The organism is Leptolyngbya sp. FACHB-1624, from assembly GCF_047649235.1.
Taxonomy (GTDB): domain Bacteria; phylum Cyanobacteriota; class Cyanobacteriia; order Leptolyngbyales; family Leptolyngbyaceae; genus Leptolyngbya; species Leptolyngbya boryana.
On record NZ_CP180258.1, the window covers coordinates 4,761,147 to 4,786,711 of the forward strand.

The window sequence follows — 25,565 nt, forward strand, 5'->3', positions numbered from 1 at the left end:
AAGTTCCCAGTGACATCGGGGCATTCTGGAATCGACCACCTCTTCCTGTAAAAACGTCTTATGTCGATGGTGTCCCCCCTTTTGGCTCAGACTGCTGCAAAGCCTGTCAAAACTCAATCTGCATCGAGTCAGCCTGCTCGTCCGAATTCTCCTGCTGGCGGTAATGTTTGGATGATGACCTCCGGCGGGCTGTTTTTACTGCTGATCGTTTTAGGGGTTTTCTCGACACTGCAGGCGAATAAGCTGAAGAAACAGGTGAAGTTTGAGATCGTTAAAAATCGCGAAATTCAGAAAAAGCTGAAATATGCGGTGGAAATGATGGGGAAAATGGAGCGCAACCCCGATCTGATTCACTCGCGTGAATTTAACCTCGACTATCTGCGGATGAGAATGGCAGAAGAGGTCTTCCATTTCGCGATCGTCAATCAAATCAAAATCAGAGTCAAAGACAAAATTACATTGGCACTCCGCCCGACTCAAGCAAATCAGGGAGAAATTGGAATTGCGAGCACAGGTCGCCAAGTCGATGAGATCTTTGATGTCTTGTACAAATCTGGCGAATCGGCTCAATCGACTCGCGTCCTGTTTCGGATTCAAATCAAAATTCTCAAACTTCCAACTCAGCCGACTTCTGTGACGATCAATCAAATCATTGATTGCTTTGAAACCTTCCTCAGCCCCACGCATGAAAATGATACGTGGCAACCTGCGATTCAAGGCAGAATCGCGAACATGCGCTGGGATCAAAATGCAAAACCCACGCCGCTCCTAGTTTTAGAACAGACTCAAGAAGGCTCGAACGTCACCTTCAGAACAAATCGCATCGCGAGTAAAAACTAGGCGTCTAAAGTAGTTTGAATTTTCAGGATTCCAGAACTTCCGTCTTTACTATTCTTATCCTCGATCGCTTGCTGCTGTCGTTCTGAACTCGCACGCGCTAATAGCGAATATTTTCCAGCCTGAGTTGGTTTCCACAGATAGCGCCACAATGTCCATTCATGCGGCGATTCTGGACGATTCTGCTCGGCAGCTTGCCAGGTTACACCGTCATCTGTACTGATTTGAATTGACGTGATCGCAGTCGATCGATCTAAAGCAACGCCTGCTAGTAAAACGCCTTTTTCCCAGTTATTGCGGGTTAGCTTGACTTGATGCTGCTTGTTCCAGACTCTAGAATCGTGAACTTGCCGCATCAACGAATGAGTTGGGATTTCGGCAGTATTCGACCAGCCTTGATTCTCCCAAAATCCGGTCTTCGTTTTGGCGATCGCATCAATTCCAACGATCCATTTCGGTTGCTTTTGCCCAAAATGCCCCGGAATGATAATCCGAACCGGATAGCCATGTGCTGCCGTTAAAGGTGTGCCATTCATTTGATGCACTAATCGCACTTCAGGACGCATTAATTCTGCAACAGGTAAAGTCGTTTCATACCAATCTGCGCCTTTCATCGCAAACTCGATCGCGCTTTTTTTCACACCTGCCTGCTTCAAAAAGGGCAGCAATGGCGTACCTGTCCATTTCGCATTCCCGATTAAATTCCCACCTGCTGGATTGCCGATACATTCCATCGTCAGGTAAAACTCTTCTTGCGGCGCATTGAGAATATCTTGAAAGTTCAAAGTCACAGGAGTATTGACTTCACCCCCAATCTTCAACTGCCATTTCTCAACATTTACCTGAGAAGGGAGCGCATAAGACTGCACATAAAACTCGTCAAGCGGCGTGATCAAGTGATCTGGTAGAGCTTCAGCCGGATCAAGCGAAAAGAGTAAATTCATCGATTTAGCTTGACAGCCGCCCAAAACACTTGCAGCAATCAGCCCGCCCGAAGTTTGACCTAATAATTTCAGAAGTTCTCGACGATTCACAGCAAGCTCACAAGGTAAAATCTCAAACTTATTATCGCTAACTCATTGCAGCAAGTGTCGATCGTGCTGTTTCACAATCTGCTTGAATCTGCGCTTTCAACTCTTCTAATGACGCAAACTTTTGCTCAGGGCGAATAAACTCCTCAAGCTCCACAATCAGCGTCTTTCCATACAAATCGCCCGACCAATCGAGCAAATGCACTTCGATCGTTTGACTGAGACCATTCACCGTCGGACGATTGCCAATGTTCATCACACCCAGGATCGAAGTTTCTCCAGCCCCTGAAACTCTCACCGCATACACGCCCCGGCAAGGCACAAGCTTATCTCCTAAAAGCTGCAAATTCGCGGTTGGAAATCCGATCGCTCGACCCAGTTGTTGACCCGTTACGACCTGTCCAATCAGCCGATAAGGTCTGCCGAGCATTCGATTCGCAGTCTGCAAATCTCCAGACAACAGCGCTTCTCGAATTGCTGAACTGCTAATCCGCTTGCCTTGAAAGAGTAACAACGGCACGATCGTCACCCCAATCCCAAACGTTGCCGCGATCGCTTTCAGATCGTCCGCCGTTCCCGTGCGTCGATGTCCAAAACAAAAATCAGCCCCTACACTCACCTGTCGAGCCTGAAGCTGATTGACCAAAATTTCTTCGACAAATTGCTGCGGCGTTAGCTTTGCCAGTTCACGGTTAAACGGCAGCAACACCAATTGTTGAACCCCGATCGCTTCTAGGTGCAACACTTTCTCTTCTTGAGGCGTGAGCAGCGATCGAGGTTCTCCAGTAAAAAATTCTTTCGGATGTGGACTAAAAGTTACAACCGTAGTCCGAGCGATCCCGTCATTTTCCAGCACAGGTGCAATGACTTGTCGATGCCCCAAATGGATACCGTCAAAGTTTCCCAGGGCAACGGCAGTCGGAGTTAAAGCAGTAGTCGGCGATGAAGTTATCCACACGCTTCACATTTTTACACACTTCGATCCGCAAAAGTTGGAAGACAGTCTTAAAAATAGACAAATCTCCCCCTGCACGATCTACCACTGTGCGAGTCGAGTCGCAGGTTCAGGGAAAAGCGCCTGGAATCCCGCTTGGCGATCGCTGGCAGGCTCCGGAGCAATATCCCAAAGGCTCTCGTAATAGAAGTAGGCAACGCCTAACCCTCGTTCCTGAGCCGCTCGCGTTTGCTCTTGAATTTGGCGAATCGAAACGGGATTTGTTCTTTGCCCTGTGAAGACCCCAACCCCGGTTGAGATTCGTTTTTGGGCTTCTTGAATTTCAGGACGTGAAATCTTTTCAATGAAGCTTTGCAAATTTGGACGGTACACTTGCACAATCAATTCATCTGCAATCCCTTGCCGAACCCAAGCGAGCCAGTCCTGCAAATGGAATTTGTAGGCAAAGTCATAATAGTTAGGTGAAATTGAGAAAATTGCATTGGGTTTGCGGTCTCTCACGGCTTTCTTCAATTGCGCCATGAATGCCGTAATTTTGTTGGCTCGCCAACGCATCCAAGCTTGATCCGCTGGATTATTGGGAACGTCTTTTTTTGTCTCTCTCTTATAGAGCGCTCGGGTGTAAGCATCATAGCCAAACTCACGCGGCAGGCTCATATTGTCATCAAACTGAATCCCATCCACGTTGTACTGAGTCACCACTTCTAAGACTAAATCGGTGATGAACTGCTGCACCTGAGGATGAAAGGGATTGAGCCAAGCCACTTCGCCTGCTCCACTGATGGAAGTCTGATCGCCATTGCGCTGCTGAGTCAGCCAGTCTGGATGATTCAGTGCGAGTTCTGACGTGAACGGAATCATGAATCCGAACTCAAACCAGGGAACGACGAGCAAGCCTCGACGACGGGCGCGATCGACAACATCCGCGAGAATGTCATGTCCATCTGAACCACGATACACAAAAGGCTGGATGCCCTGGCGTTGGGCAACTGCACTGGGATACGTCACATAGCCAGAATTCCAAACCACCGGATAAATCGTATTGAAATTCAAGCGTCCCAATTGATCCACTGCGTTCTGCACTTTCGTGCGATCTTTCATGACATCGAGATCGTTGAACGTCAGCCATACACCTCGAATCTCGGTGCGAGGAATTTGTGGAACGACGGGTGAAGGTTGAACAGTCGGGGTCGGAGTCGGTTGTGAAGGAAACAGGAGAGGACGTTGCATCTGAGCGATTGCAGGAGTACTCGCCCAAACAACAGTGATAAAAGATGCCAAAAAGAGCGGCATCAGAATCGTTTTTCTCCAGTGACGGAACCAGGATCGAAGCTTAATCATGAGCAACTCAATCAACATCAAAACAGGCAAAATGCACTAGCTCTACAGTTTACAAGCATGGAGGAAGGGCATCGGGATCTGATTTCGTGCAATATCAAAACTTTGTAAACTCAAAACTTTGTAAAATTTCAGATCCCAACCTGACGTGACGCATTTTCTCTCTGGAAGTGCCCGATCGCTTGCCAAGGGGAGTGAACAATTCTATGGTGACTGGATATCAGAATTCGCCCTGATGGGATTCAGGGTTCTGGGAAAATCTAACTTGGGGCGACTGAGAAATGTGCTAATACGGATACGAAGTACTGAACTTTTATTTACCATACTAAGTCAAAGAAATTATTGATGATTGGAGTGTTTTTGCATGAAGCGTGTGCTCAAAATTGGCTTACTCTTTGGGTTTACACTTCTTGCTAGTTCGCCCTGTGTTTTGCCTGCGGTTTCGTCTCCGAAAGTAGATAAGCTGCCTTCGGTAGACTGGTGGCGTTCTAAGGTCAGTTCTCAAATTACTGCAAGTACGGGAAAGCGTTATACAGGTTGCGTTTTCGGGGATTCAATTTCTTCTGGATTGGGCAATTCGCTGGGTCAATCAAACTATAACTTTGCGATGGGCGGCATGAGTACAGTGTCGCTTCTCGAACAGTTGAAGCAGCTTAAAGCAGGCAATATTCAGTGCCAAAACGTGATCGTTGCGATCGGCACAAATGACGCGATGTATTCAATTAACAATGTCGATTTCAAAAATAATTTGCGCCAGATTGTGACGTTAACTCGTGGATTAGGAGCATCAGAAATCACCTTGTTGCCTGCATTTTACTCGACGGTTGAAGCGAGTAAAAATCCAAATGTGGCAGGTACACTCGATCGTGTCGATGAAATTAACACTTTGATTCGTCAAGTCGGAACAGAGCAAGATGTCACGGTGCGAATAGACGTGATTCAACCCTTATTTCGCGATCGAGCGCTGCGGGGAGATCTCACCTTAGATGGCGTACATTTAAATAATTCTGGCAAGCGCATCTATCGTCAAGCTTTGCTCGACCTTTTGAATTCGGCTGTGAGTTCGCGCTAACTACCTCGATAGGTGCTGTACGACCACGGGGAAGCTAGCAGTGGAACATGATAGTGGGCAGTCGCATCTGCGATTCCGAAACGGATGGGAACGCGATCGAGAAATGCAGGCTCTACAGGATGAGCGAATTTCGAGGCGAAGTATTCGCCGATCGCGAAAACTAGCTCATAGATGCCAACGTTGATCTCTGATTCATTCAACATTGGGCTATCAGTCCGTCCATCTGAATTTGTCAAAACTGTTTTAATCAAGGTTTTCTGATCCGTTTGCGAATCAATTTGCCAGAGTTCAATCTTGAGATCTGCGGCAGGACAGCCGTGAGCGGTATCTAGAACGTGAGTAGTCAGTTTTCCCATGAGTTTGATGTGGATGGATTCGCGTCGGGGTTCACGGTTTTAGTCCCTCAAATTCCTAAATTTGGGGACTTTAAAACGATGACTGCCGAAGTGTACAAAATCTAGCAGGTTTTCAAGATTTCGAGGAGACGATCGCTAATTCGATCCGCTGCACCCGGTTCTCCCATACGTCGATGCCCATTGTCGGCGATCATTTGAATGCGATCGGGATTTTCTAACAGCGATCGCACTGCATTCCCCATTTGTGAGGGTTGCTCAACCAAGGTAACGGAGGCACCTAGCAATCGAGTTTGCGCTTCAGCAAAAGCGGGCGTAAATTGTGGACCTTCTCCCGGCATGATGAATGCAGGCTTTCCAAGTCCAATAAATTGTTCAGTCGCCGTTCCCGCCATCGCGATCGCAAGTTCACTGCGCTGAATACATTCTGCAAATCGCCCTGGCATTAACTGGAGTGTGGCTTGTTTCTCGCCGTATCCATTAACGTAAATATTGGATTCTGTAGAAGTCCAGCGATAACTCAGCAATAAATGATGCAGGTGATCGAGATCGATTCCGGGCGCGATCGCGCTTAAAAATCGCATGGGACGTTGAAAATCGCCCATCATCGCATTGAGCGCGCGCAGCATTAATTCCCAATTGGCAAAACATTCAGGCGGGCGCGAACCGGGAATCAACGCGATCGTCAAACAGTCAGACTCTTTTACACCCGACCACTCTAAGCCATCCATCATCGGATTGCCTAAGTCAAACGCTGGCACATGAAAGCGCTTGAGAACTTGAGCTGTTAAGCGATCGCGCGGAAAAACAGCCTTACACTGCGGGCGTTTCATTAACCAACGATCCCAAGGTTGAAAAATACATCCCGTGGAACGTTCTAATCGATCGTCCCACCAGGATTTTCGAGGAATAAAGCCATTCTCATCGCGCAAGTAATACTCAGATTTTGCGGTCGCAACAAAGGCAAACGGCAAGCCACTTGTCCAGGCAAATAGCATCGGCACAATATCGCCAACGGCTAAAACCATCCCGCCTGATTTTGCCCAGGTATGAATCGCTTTAATTTGTTCAAGTGTTAATTTTACTAATCCCCCTTGTATGTCTCTCACGAGCTGTTTGTTATCCATATAAATAAATCCACCGGATGGCATAACTTTCACGGTGCCAATCACTGGAATATCTGCTTTTTGATATGCATGGCCTTCGCCTACGATCGGTAAAGCTTCGATCGTCACATCTGATTTCTGTTGTAAAGCTTGAAGAATCCGAATGGCGATCGTATCTTCTCCGTGACCATTACTTAAGCACAATAAACGCATAGTCGCTCCAAAACAGTAAAAATCCTCAATCCGAAGACGGGGTAATGTCTTGCAGAGCTTCTAAATAATCGATCGCGGCTTCTAGGCGAGACGAATAGTGACAAGCAAATTCCTCAAACCAGCGCCCTTCTGATGATTTTGGCTGAAGAGATTTTAGCCATTGTTCAGCTTGTGCAGCTAATTCAGCGCGGCGTTGCTGTTTGAGTTGCTCACGACGCTGCTGTTTTTGTTGTCGATCTAACTCGACTTGTCGTGCCACTTCTGCCTGCTGTTGTAAGTTTTCTGTTTTGATCTCCTCGACTAACGGCTGAGGAGGTGCAGCAGACCGCGCGGTTCGAGTCTCAGACACGTCAATCTGAGACAAAAGATCCTCGATCGATCGAGTTGAGAAATTGGCAGCAGGTGGAGAGGGTCTTGAAGTAGGGGGAGGTGGAGAGGGATGGAGACTTGCCAACAACTGATCGATTTCGTCCATAGTCGTGAGGGTGCAGAATTTCATCAAAGCTCAACTAAATTCTAGTCCAGCCCAAACCTGCGATCGACAAGCTGTTGAGACAAACCCCATCGCAATGCCGCCAGACTTTATTCCAACTCCGAAATCGCTCGATTACTCGCTGCTTGAAGCATTGCCTTTAAACTCTGGGTTTCTGGAAAAGCTGGAGTCGGACGCTCAAACTCGATCGGCTGATTTGTAAACTTCGGCAGTATCTCTCGACAGAACGCATCCGCTGCTTTTGATCGATAGCGAGTCGGATTAATAATCACCGAAAGAGTCCGCTTCACCACGACATCATCGATCTTGGCGCGATGCAACATCCCCATCTGCAATTCTTTCTCGATCGCGCTAATCGACACAAAAGAAGCTCCTAGCCCAGACTGAACAGCATTCTTAATCGCCTCGATCGAATTGAGTTCCATCTCGATCTTTAATCGGCGTGTCTCAATCCCACAACGCCCCAACACCTGATCAATGACTTTCCGAATCGTCGATTGTGAATCCAGGGCAATAAACTGCAATCGATATAAATCATCTTTTTGAATCGTCTCTAACCTTGCCAATGCATGATTGGGAGGTAAAATTAGCGCGAGTTCATCCTCAGCATAGGGAATAATCTCCAATGAATCTTGAAGTTCTGGAGAAATTTCACCGCCAATAATCGCCAAATCAATTTGACCATTGGCAACACTCCAGGAAGTTCTGCGGGTAGAATGCACATGCAACTGAACCGCCACATCTGGATATTGCTGACGAAACAGACCAATCATTCTGGGCAGCAGATAGGTTCCCGTTGTCTGACTTGCTCCGATAATCAGAGTGCCACCCTGGAGATTTTGCAAATCCTCGATCGCCCGGCACGTTTCCTGACACAGCGTTAGGATTTTCTCGCCATAATTTAACAGTAGATGTCCTGCCTCCGTTAACTGCGCCCGTCGCCCACCCCGATCAAATAAGGGCACATCCAACTGCCGTTCTAGATTCTGGACTTGCAAACTAACGGCAGGCTGAGACACATACAGACTATCAGCGGCCCGTTTAAAGCTACCCTCAGACGCGATCGCTCTTAGGATACGTAATTGATCAAGGGTGAAAGGAAGGTCAGACATACGGCTAAGCCTAAAGTTGTGGGGAGCTTAAAGCGAGTAAGAAATCAAATTTAGCAAACTGTGAGTGCGTTCACTCTAAACTGGGAAGCAAGACCGGAAATGCAAAAAATTGTAAACTTATCCTGAAGTCCGTTGCGTTATCGCACAAATTACATCTCCCTAAAAAATAGATGTGGCAAGTATTGTACAGAACGATGAGTAGATCAGCTTATGAACCAGGAAGTTATACGGGACTTTCTGAATGTACCAGGAATCGTGGGGATCGCCCTACTAAGTGGACACTCTGAGCCAGTTTTTTATACGCACCACCCTGCTTTTGCCGAAGGAAATAAATCTGATTTGCTCCAGAGTATCTTGCAACTCGTGGCAACGATTCCGCCGGAGTATGATGGGTTCGCGTTTCACTTCGCTGAGTACCAGATTGCACTCCATCGATTGCACTCTGATCTGCTTGCCTTAGTGATTAAAAACGATACTTTAAATTCTGAACAATTTATTTCTGCTTTTACGGTGCTGCGCTCCGCGATCGCGACGAACCCGACATGGGAGATCGTAACCAATTCGACATTAGAGATCGCGACGAATCCGACAGTCGAAACTGACAATCTTCCGCCGCTTCCGTCTCCTGCCCATCCGAAACTCAGGGATGTCATGCAGGTCATGAACGAGTTGAGTGAGTTTACCCAACGATTTTTAGGCATCGCCGTCATTGCGAACTACTGGAAATCAAGCCGTCTAGACGATGTATGGTTCCAGCAATTTCAGATTGAGCGATCGGGGCAAATCATCTTTTTAGGGGAACCCTCAAGCCTAGAACAGTCTGTAACTGCTCAAGACCTCGAATTGTTGCGATGTTGGATAGCCCGCTTTATTCAACGCTGTTCGCAAGCTGTGCGAGGTTATGCTGCTTTGGTCGAGCAACAAGCGCTTACCGACTTGCAAAAAGCCCTCCTCTTGCCCTAAAAAAATCATGGTAAAAACTGTCCGCCTCGAACCGATCGCCCAAGAGAGTGCGGTCGAAACAATGGGGAATCTCCTCTCGGTTCTGATTAACAAAGATCTAGATGTTCTCAAAGAATGCGGCGGTCGCGGCATGTGTGCGACCTGTCATGTCTATGTCAAATCAGGCATGGACGCTTTGACGCCCACAAATCGGCGAGAGCAACGCACGTTAGAAGTGATTACATCGTGCAAGACAAACTCGCGATTAGCATGTCAGGCAAGAGTCATCGGCAGTGGAGTCGTCGTCGAACTGCCCCCAGGGATGTATATCAATTCGATCAAAGACATCGAAGCGTTGATTGGACGCAGAGCAGAACAAGATTTGCTGCATCCTCTGACCGGGCAAGTTTTGGTTGAAGCTGGCAAATTAATCACGCGATCGATGATGAAAAAGATCGAAGATACGACCACCTTCAATATGTCGAATTATTTCTCAAACTCCTCTGAAGTGTGAGTCTCTTAACCCAATCGGGAACGCTGCATACAAATGTAATTGCTGTAATTGCGACCCCCTATGCTGAGCCAAATCCAACGGTTAAGTCAAACAACCGAAGGACGTTACGCGACCGATGAGGAGCTTCGTTTTTTGGCGGAGTATGCTCGATCGTTTGAATTGCGCGTCCAAACCTATCAAAAATTACAAGCGAGCGAAGCTGCGATTGTTCAACAAGTCCTCGCCAAAATGAGAGCGATCGATCCAACCTTACTCCGCAATGGGAGCGAGGACGTCACAGCGAAATGGAAGCGCGACACTTTAAGAGTTTTGCGCTATTCTGCCGTCGCAATGCTGTTGGATGATTCAGAAACGTTGAGAGAACGATTTCTATTTTGGTTTCAGACCATTATGCGTGCCTTCAACGCTCAAAAATCCTGTGGCGTGACTTATACCGTGATGCAAGAAGTGGTCAAACAAGTGCTCACCCCGAGTGAAGCCAATTTGATCCTGCCGATTCTGGAAGTGAATCGTCGAATGCTTGGAACCGTCTAATTTCAGAGCTTGTTCTGGGCACACTGACCACTATCAGCGCAACCTGTTGTTGCTTCCTTTTTGTCCTTCCACCCTTGTCGCGACTATGGCGTTCTCCCTTGCTCACCAAACTCCCTCAAAACTCAAAAATCCCAAAAAGCACAACCATTATGGCTTCAAGGATTTTTTCCAGTTCGACCCCGATCAAGGCACGATCGTGGATTGGAATAATAGTCAGAACGTTCTGACGACTGAAGACTTTATCATTGGCTTAGTCGAAGGGCTAGAAGAAGAAGTCGGAGATGCCTCAGCCGCAACCATGTACACAATCGGGTGTGAGTGGGGGCAAAAAGACGCTTTCTTTTTCGAGAAGTGGTTTGAGAAAGAATACGATCGCTCGATTCGTCAGACGAATTTGATGTTTTTGCTCGAAACTTGGTGGTGGCCTTTCACGGCGCAAGGTTGGGGACGTTGGGAAGTCGATTTGGGCGATCGTAAACAAGGGTTTATGTTCATCAATGTCTTTGATTCGGCAGTTGCGAGAACCTTGGGCGATGTTGGGAAACCCGTCTGCTTTTTGTATGCAGGGTTATTCTCAGGTTTCTTCACGGAACTCGTCAAAAAGCAACTCAGCTGTATTGAGATTCAATGCTATTCGATGGGTGAGACTTACTGTAAATTCTTGCTCGGTGGGCAAGAGCGAATCGATGCGGCATCGTTCTGGCTGAATGAAGGTGCAACCGCAAGAGACATCGAAAAACGGTTACGTTCGGGAGAGTTGAAATGATTTCGTCACTCGCTCCCCAAGATACTCAGAATTGGCTACAGTCCTCCGTTCATTCTTTTTTCACGACTTGTAATTGGGAAAATCAAGCGCAGTATTCGACGGCTGAAGAAGTCGCGATGTTGGAGCAAGCCGTCGCGCCTGAAGTGCTGACCGAACTCTCGTTTGAGCTAAAAGTGAAGCAATTTTTTGCCGCAATGCGTTGGGATGGGACGCCAGCGGTCACGATGGCAGTGGCTCCTGAACCGGAAAGCTTATCTGATGAACTAACTGAGAGTAAGTTTACTCTGACTGATTTCTCTAACCTCTTCTAACTTCTCTAAAACGATGATGCAATCTCCTCTTGAAGGCGTATTTGACGAAGCCGAGAACCGCTATCTCAAACCCGAAGAATTACAAGTGATCGGGCAATATGTTGCTTCGATTTCAGAGCGCATGAGTGCATACCGTGCCCTCCGCAATCATGAAATCGATTTAGTTCAGCGCGCAGCCGATGAACTGCAACTCGAACTGCCCAGCCTTGAGACAACAACCTTGGAGCGCACGATCAAAAACGGCATGTTAACCCTGCGTCAATGTGCCATGGGAATGTTGCTCAACGATACCGAATATGTGCAAAAGCGCTTGCTGAGTTGGTTAAAGGATGCGATCTCATTGCATAACGATCAAGAAATCAATGCGGTCTTCTTTCGATTGATGCAGCAACAGCTTCGACTCTCTCTCAATGCGCAGCAAGTCGCGCTGTTAGAACCGTTTCTGAGCCTTGTTGACTCAGTAATTCCAGCCCAAGAAGAAGAAATGCTCACCGTCGCAGGTATTTTCTAATGATTTCTGTTCGCGATTTATTAATTCACGATCGTCTTCCCGCAAACTATTACGCGAGCGATGTCTATGTGCGCGGCGATCTAGAAATGGGATTGCTCGAAAGTCGTCGGGGCGATCGCTTACTCGCACTTCCCGAGACTTTGATCCAAGCCATCTACTCGGGTTTGGCAAAGGAAACAGGACAAGCTTCTCGCCTAGTGTTGTTTAATTGCGGACGCTGGTGGGGAAAAAATTTCTTCAATCGCTTTCGAGATGAGGTGAGCGAGTACTACGAAACTCCGCTCGTCGATATGCAGATGGCGGATTTTCTTCAGGCATTGAAGCAATGCTGGATTACTTACGGACTGGGTCAGTTGAGTTTAGATCAGACCTATCACGATCGTGGGTTTCTGATTGTTGAAACTCAACATTCGCCTTTTGCAAGACTTGCAACCGAGGCTGAAGTGCCGTCGTGTTTTCTAGAAGCTGGCGTTTTGGCATCGGTTTTTAGTCAGCTGGCAGGGCGGGATTTACATTGTGTGCAGACTCAATGTGAATCGCTCGGAGCAGCAAGCAATCTCTTTATTATCGGTCTGCAAAAACGCCTAGAAGTGGCTGAAGCATTAGTCGATAAGCAACTCGACCACGAATCAATTTTGCCTCGTTTATTTGTCTAGCTTGGGATGAGTCGCGCGGATGTGTTGAGGTTACAGGAAGTCAAGCGATCGAACTATCGAATTTTAGGCTTGATTGGGCGGGGACAGTTTGGACGAGTGTATTGTGCAATGCACCGTCAAACTGGAAAGTTAGTCGCGCTCAAAGCCCTCGATTTGACTGGCTCTCCAACGAGCCAGTTTTTAAGAGAATTGAAGTTCTTAGTAACGCTTGAACATCCAAATATTGTTGCCTGTGAAGCGATCGAGCATTGGCAGGGAAAGCGCTGCCTCGTGATGGAGTATTGCGAGGGTGGAACGCTGCGGCAATTGATGGAAAATCATCATCGGTTAGATCCAGTCCTCAGTGTCAAACTGGTATGTGATGTGCTTGCCGGGTTAGAACATGCGAGTCTTCAAGGCATTGTGCATTGTGACATTAAGCCTGAGAATATTTTGCTGAGTGTGGATGCTTCAGGTTGGAGTGCAAAAATCTCTGATTTTGGAATTTCACGCTTGAGTCACGACCTGACTCGTGAACCTGCAAATTTAACAGGATCACCTGCTTATATGGCTCCGGAGCGGTTCTATGGGCAGTACTCTCACTCAACGGATCTCTATGCAGTTGGTGTTTTGCTGTATGAATTGTTAGTTGGGCATCGCCCGTTTTCAGGCGCACCGCCTGACTTAATGGTGGCGCATCTCAATCAAGCTGTGAATATTCCCGCGCATATTCCGACACGGCTACAGACGGTAATTTTAACGGCACTTCAGAAGTTAAAAGCAAGACGGTATCAGTCTGCAACCCAAATGCTTGAGGCGCTGCAAGGGGCGATACAAGATCGATCTCAACCGCAATTCGCCCCGCACAACTTTGCAACGGCGATCGCGGCTCCAAAATTTACCTTGCAAACTTTAAGACAAGAAGCTTTACTTGATCGGGTTGATCAACTTTCCGTAATTGAAGTCTTGCCTGAATGCGATCGCGATTTGTGCGAGTCGAGCTTGATCTTTTACAGCCAAGATCAAGCGATTTCCGCTCGATCGTATGCCAAGGGATTCTTTGATCGCCGTGCCGGAAAGATTCGGCGCAACGATCCCATTGCAGAACCCATTCAGGACTTAATCGTGCGATCGAGCGGATGTTTTGCGGTCACGGAGCGTTCAATTTATCGACTGTCAGACACGACTGCGCAGCGAGTGGCTCAATTTAATCACCCTTCTCGTATTGCGATCGACCCATCTGGCAAATGGATGGCTGTTGCAACACTCAACCAAAGCCGAGCTAAATTTTTCAGCATTTGGACATTACCACAGGCGCAGCTTGCCTGTCGTCCTGCACTTTGCGAACCGAGATCTGGCGAATTCATTGCGATCGCAGCCCTTCATACTCGACACATTGCACTCGTATCTAGAAAACTGGTATCTAGAGAACTTGGCTCCACCCGATTCGATTTCTTCAATCGACATGGAAAAGCGTTTGGGACGTTCAGCATTCCTCTACAAATTGAGCGAGTCTTTCCAACGAGGAATGCTCATTTTCTAATTGCGATTGAAACAGGGTTTGAACGATCGCTTGTGTTGCTCCATCTCAAACCGTATCGCGTGATCCGAGTTGGAATTCTAATCACCCCAAAATTCGTCACTGCTTATCCTTGGGGAATTGTCGTGTGTGATGATCATCATTTAATTGCGCTCGACTACAATGGACAGCAAATTGGGCAGGCAGAACTTCCTGCGGGGATTTGCGCGATCGCGGCGCACGGAGAAACGGGCTTAGCCATTGCTACCTGGAATGCTGGACAAAGTACACTGTATACTTTGAATCTTGAAGTGATCCGCTCCGCAAGCTTGTAAGCTAGATCTGGTCTTCATTTCAGTTGGGTATGTCTTGGTTTACGTCGAGCCATTTGATAATGTTCGGTTGGTTGGTTGGATTTGCGATCGCGCATAGTGGGTTAGCTTCGTTGCGAATGATGGCAGAGCAGCGGATTGGAGCAAGATTTTACCGTGTGATTTTTGCGCTGGTGAGTTTAGGGATTGCCGTTCCGATGATGATTTACTTTTTTAATCATCGGTATGATGGGCTGCAACTCTGGAATGTGCAAGGCATTCCGGGCGTGAGTGAAGCCGTTTGGATCGGATCTGCGATTTCTTTTCTGTTTCTTTATCCCGCGACTTTTAATTTGTTAGAGATCGCAGCGATTCAAAAACCGCAAGTGCATTTATACGAAAGCGGAATAATTCGGATTTCGCGACATCCGCAAATGGTCGGACAAATCTTGTGGTGTATTACTCATACAGTATGGATAGGAACCAGTTTCATGGTTGTGACCTCGATCGGGTTAATTTTGCATCATTTATTTGGGGTGTGGAATGGCGATCGACGGTTAGCACTTCGGTATGGCGAAGCGTTTGAAGCCGTGAAAGCGAGAACCTCGATCGTTCCGTTTGGAGCGATTTTTGCGGGGAAGCAGAAACTGGATCTAAAAGAATTTTTACGTCCTGCATACCTCGGTGTGACTGCATTTACGCTATTGTTTTGGTGGCTTCATCCGATCGTCATTCGTGCATCTGGGAACGTACCCTGGTAGCATGATCCCAAGCGTTAGTAAAAAGCAAATAATTAATCATTCTGGAGAACTATGCAAGCAGGCATTAGCGAAGGGGCGTTTAAACAAGAAGTTCTTGAGTCTACGACCCCTGTTCTTGTGCATTTCTGGGCACCCTGGTGTGGAATCTGTCGGTTGATTGAACCTTCGCTGAATTTGCTCCTGAAAGAATGGGGCACTCAGTTGAAATTAGTGGGTGTTAACGCAGACGAGAATTTGAAGCTCGCCAGTATGTATCGGATTACGACATTGCCGACGGTGCTTCTGTTTCAGGGCGGTCAGGTGCTATATCGGCTCGATTGCTATCAACGCCGTGAGGAGTTGAAGTCGATTCTCCAAGAAATTCTGGTTCCGGCAGCGAGCACGGCTCGGAAAATATAATTTTATTAGATAATATTTACAAACGATCGTCTGGTTAGGCGATCGTTTTTTTGTGAATCTGCGGCGAGTTCAAGCAGCTTTTGATTGCAGATATTGTTTCAGGCTCAATAACGTTGCGGTTTGTCCAAGATTGAGCGGAAGGAGAGAGATGCCTTCGATGCGCGATTGTACCCAGCCATCGCCCCAAGCCCATTCGTGAAAGCCGTCAATGCCCTGGCTAAGCAGAAAGCGAACGCGATGAGGTTCACTCAATTCGACTTCGTGCTGGATCGTGACCAATCCGACTTGCCCTTTGAGTTTTACGCCAGGAGTCAGGGTTTCTGGATAGCCGATCGAGAAGCGCTCAAACCAGAGCCATTTTTGTAATTCGTTCACATCGGTCAACGCTTTAGTCAGCGTGGCTTCAGAAGCTTCGACTTCGATGCGGAGACTGCTCTGCTGAAAAGTACCAAACATAGACGATCGAGACTGAATGCGTGCTTTCTCACTGTAACGCTTTCCCAGAACGTAGCGAAGGGCTTTAAAATTGAAAAGGCAATTTGTTGGGAAATCTCATCATGAGTAGCGTTCTTGTAATTGGTGATTCGGAATTTGAAGCTGAGGTATTGAACGCCACTCAACCCGTTTTGGTTTATTTTTGGGCAGAGTGGTGCGGTCCTTGTCGGCTGATGGCTCCAGTGATTGAGACGATCGCGAAAGAATACGGCGATCGCTTGAAAGTGGTGAAAATGGAAGTCGATCCGAACCCTGAAAGCGTGAAACAATTCAAAGTTGAAGGCGTTCCGGCGTTTCGCTTGATTCAGGATGGCGAAGTTAAGCAGTCGGCAGAAGGAGCAATGAACAAGCAGAAGATTGAGGAATTACTGAACAAAGGATTAGTGACCGCTTAATTAAGGGTAGAAAAATGCAGTTTGCCAAACGCTTAGCCCCCCTGCAAATGAATGTTTTTGCAGATATGGATCGGGCAAAATCGAGAGCGAGAGCGGCGGGGCGAGAGATTCTGGATCTGTCGTTAGGATCTTCGGATTTGCCGACCGAGCCACATGTGATTGAAGCGATCGCTCAGTCTCTCCATGATCCGTCTACTCATGGATATTTGCTTTTTCATGGCACGAAGGCATTTCGGCAAGCGGCGGCAGAGTGGTACACGCAGAAGTTTGGAGTCGCGGTTGATCCAGAAACCGAGGTTTTACCCCTCATTGGCTCCCAGGAAGGAACGGCGCATTTACCTTTGGCAATTTTGAATCCGGGTGATTTTGCGCTGTTGCTCGATCCGGGCTATCCCTCTCATGCGGGTGGGGTTTATTTGGCAAGTGGTCAGATTTATCCGATGCCACTTTTGGCTGAGAATCAGTTTCTACCTGTGTTCGAGGAGATTCCAGCGGAGGTTTTGGCGCAGTCGCGGATGATGGTGTTGAGCTATCCGCATAATCCAACGACTGCGATCGCGCCGTTGTCTTTCTTCCAAAAAGCGGTGCGATTCTGTCAGGAGCATGATCTGGTTTTGGTGCATGATTTTCCTTATGCAGATTTTTATCTGGGTCAGGAAACGATGCCTTCGGTGCTGCAAGCTGATCCAGATAAGACAGTTTCGATCGAGTTTTTTACCTTCTCGAAGTCTTACAAGATGGGTGGATTTCGAGTGGGATATGCGATCGGCAATTCGGAGTTAATTCTGGCGCTGCGACAAGTGAAAGCGGCGGTTGATTTTAATCAGTATCTTGGCATTTTGAATGGTGCAATTGCAGCGTTGCAGGGCGATCAATCGGCGGTGCATCAAGCAGTTGAGATTTATCGGCATCGCCGGGATGTGTTTGTCGATCGCTTACATGAGATTGGGTGGCAGGTGCCGATGCCGGAAGCGGCGATGTATGTTTGGGCGAGGTTGCCGGAGCCTTGGGTAAAAGATTCGATCGACTTTGCGGTGAAGTTAGTTGAGGCGACGGGAGTTGCGGTTTCTCCAGGGGCGGGATTTGGCAAATCGGGAGAAGGATATGTGCGCTTTGCGTTAGTGCATGAGCCGGAAAAATTGGTAGAAGCGGTCGATCGAATTGCAGGATTTTTGCGAGGTTAGTACACATCGTCGTGAGTTCCGATGTCGAGAAGGACAATGTATTCTTTCTCGGCTTCTGCATCTTGCTCGATCGAAAATACTATCCGGCAATCGTAACCACAAGAGCAAGCTTTCAATCCTTCTAGTTTGCCGGATAAGTTGTGCGTTCCCAGACTTGGATCGTAGATATCAGCTTGCATTTGCGTTAGCGTTGCTTCAATTTGCTGTTGCAGTTTTGGATTGCGACGGGCGAATTTCCGGAAGGCTCTGCTAAATTTTGATGTTGTTGTCAGTTCTCTCATTCGTCATCGCTTTCCAGAGATTGACGAAGGTCTGCAATGATTTCTTCGACAGGTTGTGGTTTGAGTTTGCCTTCACGAAACAGTTGGAGCGATTCTTTCGCATCTCTTGCGATCTCTTCTCGGTGCTGCTCAATATGCCGATTTCGCAAAATCTCGATCAGCATCTCTTGTTGGTCTAAAGGGAGTTGCATTGCGGTTTCAAGTGCTTGATCAAGTGTTGCCATCGGTTTAGAGGTAGAAATAGGAGATAGGTTGATCGTATTTCAATTTTACTAGGACTCTACGATCGACGTTTTTAGCCCAAAAATTTTGCTCTCACTTTCTGATGCGAGTGAGATAAGAACAGTTTAATCGGGCGAGACATGCAACAATTTTTCAGTAGAAGGTTATCTGTATTTGAGCCTCTCACTTCAAAACTCTCAATTTGCTGCACTAGAGTTGTTTCAAGCGGTAGCCAACACCGTGAACGGTTTCGATCAAGTCTTCCGGTGCGCCTGCATTTCTGAGCTTTTGACGCAAACTTTTGATATGGGATTTGACAGTTTCTTCAGTGGGTGGATCTTGAAGTGACCAAATTCGATCGATAATTCCTGAGCGGCTCAGCACCTTTCGTCCACTAGAGACAAGCAACTCTAACAACGCATACTCTTTCGGGGTGAGCGTCAGCGGTGCATTGGCATAATTTACTTCATACGTACTTGAATCGATTTGTAAGTCGCCCCAGATCAGTTTCGGATTTGGGCTACTGGTTCCGCGCCGAAGTAAGGCACGAACTCGTGCCATCAGTTCCTCAATATCAAACGGCTTGACCATGTAGTCATCTGCGCCTGCATCGAGTCCTAAGATTTTGTCGGCGATCGTATCTCGTGCGGTCAACATTAAGACCGGGGTCGTTCCATTCTCATTGAGTGCCCCGCGTAGACGTTTGCATAAGCTAATGCCATCTAATTTTGGCAAGGTGACATCTAAGACGATCAGGTCATATACCAAAGAATTTAGCCAATCCCAGGCAGACTCACCATCTTTTACAACATCTACTGAGTAAGCGCGATCGCTCAGAGTTTCGGTGAGAATCTCTGCTAAATGCTGGTCATCTTCAACGACTAAAATACGCATATCGACAGGAAAGCTTGCATGATTGTTACTGTAATCAATCTAGCTGCACACAATAGTTAATTTTTCCTGCTATTTTTGCGGATAAACGGCTCGATCTGAAAAATTAGAAAATATGACTTTCTTAAATTCATCAGAACGAAACTGGCTCGTTGCAGGCTTTGGATTGCTGCTTGTGATTCTTTGTATCAGCAGTTTAATCTCATATCAAAATGTAAATCAACTAGTGGAAAGCAGTCACAAGTCTCAGCAAACTTATGAAGTGATTAAAAATTTAGATGAAGTGTTTGCAGAAATTACGAGTGCAGAATCTGCTCGGCGCGGATATATTTATCTAGGAAATCGCAGCGAATTCAATCGATATAAATCTGCTATTGATCGGATTCCAGTGAAGCTGAGCCAGTTGCATCAGCAGTTTTTGCTAGAGCCAAAAGAATTTTCAAGTTATCAAGAGCTACAAAAAATAGTCTTACAGCGAGTTGAGCTTTTAAACGAATCGATCGCGCTGTATGACATCAATCAAACTGCATTGATGCAGCAAAGCATTTTAACGAGTCGAAGTATTGCTTTGAGAGAACGAATCCACACTGTAATTTCCCAACTTTCTCAGCAAAAGCAGACAGAGTTAAAACAATCAATTGAGCAATCAAAACAAAGTATTCAGACGCGAAAAGTGATCGAAGTTTGGATGATGATTGCTGGATTTATGGCAATTTTTATCTGCTTTGCGGCTTTGTATAGTCAGGTCACTCAACGGCATCAAGCAGAATATCTAAAGCAGAAATTGATGCAGCAGAAGGAAATCAGCGATCTGAAAACTCATTTTTTCTCGATGGTTTCTCATGAATTTCGCACCCCGCTGAGTGTCGTTCTAGGATCAGTTCAATTGCTGATTAAAGGGAATTCAGATTGGAGTGAAGCCCGGCGATTGAAAAATCTCGATCGAATTCAATCTGCTGCAAAATCAATGCAGCAACTATTTATCGATGTGCTGACCTTAACTAGAGCAGATGCAGGAAAACTAGAGTGCAATCCAGAAACGATCGATCTAGAAGCATTTTGCTTGAATCTCGTGGAAGATTTTGAGATTTCGACGAATCACGTGATCCACTTTCAAACGCAAGGAAAATATACTCATGCCGATTTGGATGAGCGATTGTTGTATTCGATTTTGAGTAATTTGCTGGCGAATGCGATCAAGTATTCTGAGCCAGGCAGTAGTGTTTTATTACTGCTTGATGGAACCAGCGATCGCATTCGATTTCAAGTCAAAGATCAAGGAATTGGAATTCCTTTAGAAGATCAGCCAAGAATTTGCGAGCCTTTTTATCGGGGGCAAAATCTAAACTATGCAGCCGGAACAGGTTTAGGTTTAGCAGTCGTTAAAAAGTGTGTGGAGTTACAGCAGGGCGTGATGACGATTGAAAGCGAAAAAGGTCAAGGCACGACTGTCACGATCGAACTGGATCGCCATCTTCTAACCAAAGACAACCGTTCGATTTCCATACACCAAAACGCGATTTTGTAGATGTAGTCGAACGGCTCTTGCAAGCACAATTCGCTCTAAATCTTTTCCTTTGCGAATGAGATCTTTGACATCATCTCGATGGCTGACTCTGACCACATCTTGTTCAATGATTGGGCCTTCGTCGAGATCTTTAGTCACATAATGTGCCGTCGCTCCAATGATTTTTACCCCTCGTTCAAAGGCTCTTTGATAAGGGTTTGCGCCTGCAAATGCAGGTAGAAATGAGTGATGAATATTAATCACATTCGAGAATTTTGAGACAAAATCTGCACTCAAGACTTGCATGTATTTTGCCAAGATGACTAAATCGATCTTGTACTGTTCTAAGAGTTCTAATTGTTTTGCTTCTTGCTCGAGTTTTGTTTCTTTGGTGATGGGAATGTGATGGAAATCGATTTCAAATTGTTTTGCGATCGCTCCAAGCTCTTCGTGATTGCTGATAATCACTGGAATTTCCGCTTTGAATTCTCCCGATCGCTGTCGCCAAAGCAAGTCATACAAACAATGATCTTGCTTGCTCACCCAAATCGCAATTCGCGGCACGGCATCTGAGAAATGTAATTTCCAACTCGCATTTAAAGGAGTGGCAACGGCTTGAAAAGCAGGCTCGATTACCTCACGTGGTAAATGAAATCCTTCAAGTTGCCATTCGATTCGATTGAGAAATAATCCTGCTGAGAAGTCAGTATGTTGATCAGCGTGAATAATATTTCCGCCATTTGAGTAGATAAAGTTTGCGAGCTTTGCAACTAAGCCTTTTTGATCAGGGCAGGAAATTAACAGGGTTGCGGTTGGAGTGTTCATTTGGGAGAAGGAGAAGCACTAGGGCGGATAGAGGGACTAGCTTTAGGTTTGGGTTTATCCCGTTTCCATTCTATTAAAGGGCGATCAACTGCATTTTGAAAGTTGATCGGAATTAGTAAAACAGAGAGATCTCGATTGTCAGGCGGATCAACTAATGCATACAGGAAATTTCGATTAAAGTTTGGTTTGCCAATTACTAAGCGATGATTTTTCTGATTATTTAGTTTTACTTCAACGATGGCAGAAGGTTTATCTAAACCGAATTCTGACTTTTTAGCAGGGGGGACAGTAAAAGTGCGATCGCTTTTCCCTGTTGCAAGCAGATTGAGAAGAAAAGCCACTGCACCTTCATCTGCGGGGGCGACTTCTGGCTTTTTCAATGTCCAATTGCCTGCTTTCTCAAAGACAAGGGTTTGTTTTGGAGTCTGCACCGTGAACGCTTGAACGTCTTGTTCTTTGAAGTTAAAAAGCGGCTTCTCGTCGGACTGGGCTTGATCGACTTGAGGCGGCTTTTTCGACTCGGTGTAATAAACATATCCACCCAGTGCCAAAGCAGCAAAGACGAGAGCGATCGAAGTGCGCTGAAATTTCATAGAAAGCAACAAATCACCGCAGCTATTTTAGAGGATTTCGCGACGGTGGCGACTCGGTTAGAATTGAGTCAGGCATTTGGAGGGTAAGAAAATGACTCAAGCAACTGATTTAAAACAAGTCGTTGAACATCGGATTACCCAAATTATTGATCAGCTTCAGAAAGACCATCCTTTTCTTCAAGATCTCGATCGCACTCAACAGATTCGCGAACATACGGATGAACTGTTAGAACTTTGGCAACTGCAACAGATTCTAGAGATTCCACAAGAAGAGTTGGTTAGCATTGTTCAAGATATTATGGTCATGAATAGTGTTGCAGGAATGCTCAACGATTTGACACCAGCGCAGATGCAAATGTTTGATGAAGCGGTGAAGCGTGGAAATTAGAGATGGGTTACTTGCTGGATACAAATATTATCACCGCGATTTTGAAAGAAAACCAGCAAGCGATGCGTCAATTCAGACGCGCAAGGCAATCTCGCTCAAGGCTTTGTATTAGCTGTATGAGCTAATACGAAATCAAGCGCGGTCTTATCTATTCCAATGCAACTCGCCAGCTATCAAATTTTAAAACTTTTTGTTTATCAGTCGAAATCTTGCTGATTGATGATCTCGAAATCATTGAAACTGCTTCGGGAATCCATGCTGATTTGCGCAGACGGGGTAGACCGATTCAAGATGCAGATATTTTGATTGCGGCAACTGCGATCGTGCATTCTTTAACCGTTGTTTCTAATGATGCCGATTTGCAGAATGTGCAGTCGTTAAATCTAGAAAACTGGCTTTAAATTTATCGAATCCAAGCCTCGGCTTGCCTAAAAACATCTAGAAATTGACCAAATCCTTCTCGAAGTTGCGGCAAATATCGTGCAGCAAAAATGCCGCCGAGAAAGCCAAACAGATGCTCTTCCCAGGAGATGCGCTGATAGATGGGAAGCAAACCCCAAAGATATTTGCTGTGAAAAAAGGCGGTGAACACTAAGAGGAGAACGGTTGGGATATTGCGCTCGAAGAATGCCAAAGACATTAAAAAACCTAAATACCCAAACGTTACGCCACTTGCACCAATATGATTGGTGCGATCGCGCCCAAGTAACCATGTTCCGAATCCGCTTGTTAATGCAACAGTGAACGTGACGGCTCCAAAATTCTCAGGGTTTTGTAACAGAATCAATCCACCGTAAGTGATAAACGCGACCGTATTGCTTTCTAAATGTCCCCAACTGCCATGCAAAAACGGAGCAAACAGCACACCCCATAATCCAGGCAATTGCCGGGGACGAATCCCTAAGTTATTCAAAGACTTTGCGAAAAAGCCAAAATTGATCACCGCCACAATCCAAGCGATCGCGACTAAATATCCAAGAATTTTGGCGCGTTCAACCCAGTTGAGTACCGCAGTTTGGCTAAAATCAGTCATACGCAAATCAGAATTCGCACATTCTCACATTCACCCTTTTATACATGCAAACTGCATCTCTTCTGGAAATCGCGAATACTTATCTGCGGGAAACGATTCAACCGATCGCCAACCAGCTCGATGAAGAGGTCAAAGCATTGCGATCGGCATTACAAGGATTGGGCGATCGTCAACTGCTGGCGCTGAGAGTTCCTAAACTTTATAACGGCGCAGAATTAGACGCTTCTGCGTTTCACTCCTTTCAAACTCAAACGGCTCGATTTTCTGGTGCGCTCGCCTTTCTCCAAACGCAACATCAAAGTGCTGGAGCAATTTTATCGAAAAGCGAGAATGAAGCGTTGAAGCAAGCTTACTTACCGAAGATGGGAACAGGTGAGAAGCTTGTGGGAATTGGGTTTTCACATTTACGGCGATCGAATCATCCGCCGCTTCAAGCGATCGAGACGGCTCATGGGTATGAGCTTCACGGTCATATTCCCTGGATCACCGGATTTGGATTGTTTGAATCGGCGCTGATTGCAGCCGTCTTACCCAATGGTCAAGCGGTTTACGGCATGATTCCTTTTAAAGATACAGATGCACAGGGTTCAATTCGATTGAGTGAACCGATGCAGCTAGCGGCAATGAGTTCGACGAATACGGTAACAGCAGAATTGAAAAAGTGGCATCTTGCAATTTCAGATGTGGCATTTGTAGCGGAAGCAGGGGCGATTTTGAAGCAAGATCGCGTGAATGTGCTTAATCACAGTTTCTTTTCACTCGGGTGTGCTCAGGCTGGATTAGATATTCTCAAAGCGGCGATCGAAACTAAATCAGAGCTAGCGATCGCACCTGCCTATGCCGCGCTGTCTGAGGAATGGCAACGCTGTCAGCACTTGATTACTACGGCTCAAGATCAAAGCTTCGAGGAACGTTTGAAATTGCGAGCTTGGGCGATCGAACTCGCAACAAAGTGCGCTCATGCCGCCGTTGTAGCTTCGAGTGGAGCGGCAAATTCTAAAGGACATCCAGCCCAGAGAGTTTATCGAGAAGCATTAGTGTTCTCTGTTTCGGGGCAGACGGCAGCCGTCTTAGAGGCAACGTTGGATCGCATCACACGATTGCATGAGATTGATCAGCGAGCGTAATATATCGGCGAGCCAGATCTGAGAAGACGGTATCCGTAAGAATGGTTTCTTCGAGTTTGACTCCGAGAATTCGGGCGTTACTGAGATCCGATCGCGTTAAATTTGCGCGGCTCAGATTTGTCCATTGCAAGTTTGCGCCATAGAGAAAGGCAGCTTCTAAGTTTGCTCCCGTCAGATTTGCACCTGAGAGATTCGCTCCATGCAGACGGGCATTTCTAAAATTTGAGAGCGATAACGACGCACCCTCCAAATTTGCACCACTAAGTTTTGCTTCGCTGAGGTTGATTCCCGTGAGATCGATACCGCTGAGATCGGCTCCATTTAAGAAGGCTTCGGCAAGGTTGGTATCGCTGAGAAACGCGTTTTTGAGCGATGCACCGCTGAGTTTTGCAGCTTGCAGATTTGCCCAGTTGAGGTTTGCGCCATCAAGCTTAGCTCCGCGCAGATTGGCTCCGATCAGTTTCGTGCCGCAGAGATTCGCTCGTTCCAAGATAGCGCTACGAAGGTTCGCATGGCTGAGATCGGCTCCACTTAGCCGCGATCGCGTAAAGTCAGATTTGACCAGAAATGCGCCATTCAAGCGAGCTTTCGTCAAATCGGTATCCGTAAAATTGCCTTCAGTGAGTTTGACAAACTGGAAATTTGCCCAGTTGAGAAAAGCGCCTTTAAGGTTGGCTTTCATCAAAAACGATCGACTGAAGTTTGCACCAGTAAGGTTGGCGTTTTCCAAATTGATATCGACAAGGGTGAGATTGCTGAGGTCTGCATTCCTGAGATTGACTCCAGAGAAATCTCGATCGCCGTATTCATATCGTCGGAGTAGCTCGCTGACTTCCATGTCTGCTTCCAATCTTAAGATTCTCTTCAGCTTATGCGGTTTACCTAAAATTGCGCGGAGATAGAAACAGAAT

The 25,565-nt window shown here is 46.5% G+C and carries 33 protein-coding genes; 18 read left to right on the plus strand and 15 right to left on the minus strand.

Annotated features, from left to right (window positions below):
* The first annotated feature begins 60 nt into the window (after positions 1–60).
* Positions 61–840 carry a hypothetical protein gene (locus ACMUEV_RS22560; protein WP_017286970.1) on the plus strand — a complete coding sequence of 260 codons (780 nt, stop codon included), beginning with the start codon at positions 61–63 and terminating at the stop codon, positions 838–840.
* On the opposite strand, the gene ACMUEV_RS22565 is transcribed toward ACMUEV_RS22560, so the two are convergent.
* The 3 genes from ACMUEV_RS22565 to ACMUEV_RS22575 all read right to left on the minus strand — a co-directional run bounded on the left by ACMUEV_RS22565 (position 837) and on the right by ACMUEV_RS22575 (position 4,164).
* A complete protein-coding gene (locus tag ACMUEV_RS22565; RefSeq protein WP_190647442.1) occupies positions 837–1,871 on the minus strand; it encodes a molybdopterin-dependent oxidoreductase in 1,035 nt (344 codons plus the stop codon). The genes ACMUEV_RS22560 and ACMUEV_RS22565 overlap by 4 nt on opposite strands.
* A gap of 37 nt (positions 1,872–1,908) precedes the next feature.
* Positions 1,909–2,826, minus strand: coding sequence for a bifunctional riboflavin kinase/FAD synthetase (locus ACMUEV_RS22570; protein WP_190647444.1), 918 nt, complete (start codon positions 2,824–2,826; stop codon positions 1,909–1,911).
* A 78-nt stretch (positions 2,827–2,904) separates the two neighbouring features.
* Complete coding sequence (locus tag ACMUEV_RS22575; RefSeq protein ID WP_242044216.1) at positions 2,905–4,164, minus strand: glycoside hydrolase family 10 protein; 1,260 nt, start codon at positions 4,162–4,164, stop codon at positions 2,905–2,907.
* A 361-nt stretch (positions 4,165–4,525) separates the two neighbouring features.
* On the opposite strand from ACMUEV_RS22575, the gene ACMUEV_RS22580 reads away from it, so the two are divergent.
* Positions 4,526–5,233 (plus strand): SGNH/GDSL hydrolase family protein, encoded by a 708-nt coding sequence (locus tag ACMUEV_RS22580; protein WP_190647447.1) that lies wholly within the window; start codon positions 4,526–4,528, stop codon positions 5,231–5,233.
* Here the strand turns inward: ACMUEV_RS22580 and uraH are convergent.
* The 4 genes from uraH to ACMUEV_RS22600 all read right to left on the minus strand — a co-directional run bounded on the left by uraH (position 5,230) and on the right by ACMUEV_RS22600 (position 8,510).
* A complete protein-coding gene (gene uraH / locus ACMUEV_RS22585) occupies positions 5,230–5,589 on the minus strand; it encodes a hydroxyisourate hydrolase (protein WP_017286963.1) in 360 nt (119 codons plus the stop codon). The two genes, ACMUEV_RS22580 and uraH, sit on opposite strands and share 4 nt — an antisense overlap.
* A 101-nt stretch (positions 5,590–5,690) precedes the next feature.
* Positions 5,691–6,905 carry a lipid-A-disaccharide synthase-related protein gene (locus tag ACMUEV_RS22590; protein ID WP_190647449.1) on the minus strand — a complete coding sequence of 405 codons (1,215 nt, stop codon included), beginning with the start codon at positions 6,903–6,905 and terminating at the stop codon, positions 5,691–5,693.
* 25 nt (positions 6,906–6,930) lie between these two features.
* Positions 6,931–7,380 carry a salt stress protein, Slr1339 family gene (locus ACMUEV_RS22595; RefSeq protein ID WP_190647451.1) on the minus strand — a complete coding sequence of 150 codons (450 nt, stop codon included), beginning with the start codon at positions 7,378–7,380 and terminating at the stop codon, positions 6,931–6,933.
* A 107-nt stretch (positions 7,381–7,487) separates the two neighbouring features.
* Positions 7,488–8,510, minus strand: coding sequence for a LysR family transcriptional regulator (locus ACMUEV_RS22600; RefSeq protein ID WP_017286960.1), 1,023 nt, complete (start codon positions 8,508–8,510; stop codon positions 7,488–7,490).
* 210 nt (positions 8,511–8,720) lie between these two features.
* Here ACMUEV_RS22600 and ACMUEV_RS22605 point away from each other — a divergent pair, with 210 nt between their 5' ends.
* The 10 genes from ACMUEV_RS22605 (at position 8,721) to ACMUEV_RS22650 (ending at position 15,713) form a co-directional block, all read left to right on the plus strand.
* Positions 8,721–9,473 carry a hypothetical protein gene (locus tag ACMUEV_RS22605; RefSeq protein WP_190647453.1) on the plus strand — a complete coding sequence of 251 codons (753 nt, stop codon included), beginning with the start codon at positions 8,721–8,723 and terminating at the stop codon, positions 9,471–9,473.
* A gap of 7 nt (positions 9,474–9,480) precedes the next feature.
* Positions 9,481–9,966 carry a 2Fe-2S iron-sulfur cluster-binding protein gene (locus tag ACMUEV_RS22610; protein ID WP_017286958.1) on the plus strand — a complete coding sequence of 162 codons (486 nt, stop codon included), beginning with the start codon at positions 9,481–9,483 and terminating at the stop codon, positions 9,964–9,966.
* A 60-nt stretch (positions 9,967–10,026) separates the two neighbouring features.
* Positions 10,027–10,500, plus strand: a complete 474-nt coding sequence (locus ACMUEV_RS22615; protein ID WP_190647455.1) for a phycobilisome protein — start codon at positions 10,027–10,029, stop codon at positions 10,498–10,500.
* Positions 10,501–10,585: 85 nt separating this feature from the next.
* Positions 10,586–11,266, plus strand: a complete 681-nt coding sequence (locus ACMUEV_RS22620) for a V4R domain-containing protein (RefSeq protein WP_017286956.1) — start codon at positions 10,586–10,588, stop codon at positions 11,264–11,266.
* The gene (locus ACMUEV_RS22625; protein WP_190647457.1) at positions 11,263–11,577 is read left to right on the plus strand and encodes a hypothetical protein; all 315 of its coding nucleotides are present in this window, start codon (positions 11,263–11,265) and stop codon (positions 11,575–11,577) included. Before ACMUEV_RS22620 ends, ACMUEV_RS22625 begins: the two co-directional genes overlap by 4 nt.
* A 13-nt stretch (positions 11,578–11,590) precedes the next feature.
* The gene (locus tag ACMUEV_RS22630) at positions 11,591–12,088 is read left to right on the plus strand and encodes a hypothetical protein (RefSeq protein WP_190647459.1); all 498 of its coding nucleotides are present in this window, start codon (positions 11,591–11,593) and stop codon (positions 12,086–12,088) included.
* Positions 12,088–12,744, plus strand: a complete 657-nt coding sequence (locus tag ACMUEV_RS22635) for a V4R domain-containing protein (RefSeq protein WP_190647461.1) — start codon at positions 12,088–12,090, stop codon at positions 12,742–12,744. Before ACMUEV_RS22630 ends, ACMUEV_RS22635 begins: the two co-directional genes overlap by 1 nt.
* Positions 12,745–12,750: 6 nt before the next feature.
* Complete coding sequence (locus ACMUEV_RS22640) at positions 12,751–14,577, plus strand: serine/threonine-protein kinase (protein ID WP_190647463.1); 1,827 nt, start codon at positions 12,751–12,753, stop codon at positions 14,575–14,577.
* Positions 14,578–14,606: 29 nt separating this feature from the next.
* Complete coding sequence (locus tag ACMUEV_RS22645) at positions 14,607–15,314, plus strand: NnrU family protein (RefSeq protein WP_190647466.1); 708 nt, start codon at positions 14,607–14,609, stop codon at positions 15,312–15,314.
* Positions 15,315–15,365: 51 nt separating this feature from the next.
* The gene (locus tag ACMUEV_RS22650; RefSeq protein WP_017286950.1) at positions 15,366–15,713 is read left to right on the plus strand and encodes a thioredoxin family protein; all 348 of its coding nucleotides are present in this window, start codon (positions 15,366–15,368) and stop codon (positions 15,711–15,713) included.
* 69 nt (positions 15,714–15,782) lie between these two features.
* Here ACMUEV_RS22650 and ACMUEV_RS22655 read toward each other — a convergent pair whose 3' ends face one another.
* A complete protein-coding gene (locus ACMUEV_RS22655) occupies positions 15,783–16,169 on the minus strand; it encodes a hypothetical protein (RefSeq protein WP_017286949.1) in 387 nt (128 codons plus the stop codon).
* 101 nt (positions 16,170–16,270) lie between these two features.
* Here ACMUEV_RS22655 and trxA point away from each other — a divergent pair, with 101 nt between their 5' ends.
* Together trxA and ACMUEV_RS22665 are read left to right on the plus strand one after the other, a co-directional pair.
* A complete protein-coding gene (gene trxA, locus ACMUEV_RS22660; protein WP_190647469.1) occupies positions 16,271–16,603 on the plus strand; it encodes a thioredoxin in 333 nt (110 codons plus the stop codon).
* 14 nt (positions 16,604–16,617) lie between these two features.
* Positions 16,618–17,787: an LL-diaminopimelate aminotransferase gene (locus tag ACMUEV_RS22665; RefSeq protein WP_190647471.1), complete on the plus strand. Its 1,170-nt coding sequence runs from the start codon at positions 16,618–16,620 to the stop codon at positions 17,785–17,787.
* Here ACMUEV_RS22665 and ACMUEV_RS22670 read toward each other — a convergent pair.
* The 3 genes from ACMUEV_RS22670 to ACMUEV_RS22680 all read right to left on the minus strand — a co-directional run bounded on the left by ACMUEV_RS22670 (position 17,784) and on the right by ACMUEV_RS22680 (position 19,184).
* Positions 17,784–18,068 (minus strand): type II toxin-antitoxin system YafQ family toxin, encoded by a 285-nt coding sequence (locus tag ACMUEV_RS22670; RefSeq protein ID WP_190647473.1) that lies wholly within the window; start codon positions 18,066–18,068, stop codon positions 17,784–17,786. The two genes, ACMUEV_RS22665 and ACMUEV_RS22670, sit on opposite strands and share 4 nt — an antisense overlap.
* Positions 18,065–18,292: a hypothetical protein gene (locus ACMUEV_RS22675; RefSeq protein WP_190647474.1), complete on the minus strand. Its 228-nt coding sequence runs from the start codon at positions 18,290–18,292 to the stop codon at positions 18,065–18,067. Before ACMUEV_RS22675 ends, ACMUEV_RS22670 begins: the two co-directional genes overlap by 4 nt.
* 208 nt (positions 18,293–18,500) lie before the next feature.
* Positions 18,501–19,184: a response regulator transcription factor gene (locus ACMUEV_RS22680; RefSeq protein WP_190647476.1), complete on the minus strand. Its 684-nt coding sequence runs from the start codon at positions 19,182–19,184 to the stop codon at positions 18,501–18,503.
* A 112-nt stretch (positions 19,185–19,296) separates the two neighbouring features.
* Between ACMUEV_RS22680 and ACMUEV_RS22685 the strand changes: the two genes are divergently transcribed.
* Positions 19,297–20,709, plus strand: coding sequence for an ATP-binding protein (locus ACMUEV_RS22685; RefSeq protein ID WP_190647478.1), 1,413 nt, complete (start codon positions 19,297–19,299; stop codon positions 20,707–20,709).
* On the opposite strand, the gene purU is transcribed toward ACMUEV_RS22685, so the two are convergent.
* Positions 20,659–21,513, minus strand: coding sequence for a formyltetrahydrofolate deformylase (gene purU, locus ACMUEV_RS22690; RefSeq protein ID WP_017286940.1), 855 nt, complete (start codon positions 21,511–21,513; stop codon positions 20,659–20,661). The two genes, ACMUEV_RS22685 and purU, sit on opposite strands and share 51 nt — an antisense overlap.
* A complete protein-coding gene (locus ACMUEV_RS22695) occupies positions 21,510–22,106 on the minus strand; it encodes a DUF4340 domain-containing protein (protein ID WP_190647481.1) in 597 nt (198 codons plus the stop codon). Before ACMUEV_RS22695 ends, purU begins: the two co-directional genes overlap by 4 nt.
* A gap of 91 nt (positions 22,107–22,197) precedes the next feature.
* Here ACMUEV_RS22695 and ACMUEV_RS22700 point away from each other — a divergent pair, with 91 nt between their 5' ends.
* Together ACMUEV_RS22700 and ACMUEV_RS22705 are read left to right on the plus strand one after the other, a co-directional pair.
* The gene (locus tag ACMUEV_RS22700) at positions 22,198–22,494 is read left to right on the plus strand and encodes a hypothetical protein (RefSeq protein WP_190647483.1); all 297 of its coding nucleotides are present in this window, start codon (positions 22,198–22,200) and stop codon (positions 22,492–22,494) included.
* 209 nt (positions 22,495–22,703) lie between these two features.
* On the plus strand, positions 22,704–22,895 hold the full coding sequence (locus ACMUEV_RS22705) for a PIN domain-containing protein (protein WP_242044217.1): 192 nt from the start codon (positions 22,704–22,706) through the stop codon (positions 22,893–22,895).
* 2 nt (positions 22,896–22,897) lie between these two features.
* On the opposite strand, the gene ACMUEV_RS22710 is transcribed toward ACMUEV_RS22705, so the two are convergent.
* On the minus strand, positions 22,898–23,527 hold the full coding sequence (locus ACMUEV_RS22710; RefSeq protein WP_190647485.1) for a rhomboid family intramembrane serine protease: 630 nt from the start codon (positions 23,525–23,527) through the stop codon (positions 22,898–22,900).
* 44 nt (positions 23,528–23,571) lie between these two features.
* On the opposite strand from ACMUEV_RS22710, the gene ACMUEV_RS22715 reads away from it, so the two are divergent.
* On the plus strand, positions 23,572–24,654 hold the full coding sequence (locus ACMUEV_RS22715) for an acyl-CoA dehydrogenase family protein (protein ID WP_190647487.1): 1,083 nt from the start codon (positions 23,572–23,574) through the stop codon (positions 24,652–24,654).
* Here the strand turns inward: ACMUEV_RS22715 and ACMUEV_RS22720 are convergent.
* The gene (locus ACMUEV_RS22720; RefSeq protein WP_017286934.1) at positions 24,620–25,492 is read right to left on the minus strand and encodes a pentapeptide repeat-containing protein; all 873 of its coding nucleotides are present in this window, start codon (positions 25,490–25,492) and stop codon (positions 24,620–24,622) included. The genes ACMUEV_RS22715 and ACMUEV_RS22720 overlap by 35 nt on opposite strands.
* Positions 25,493–25,565 lie beyond the last annotated feature (73 nt).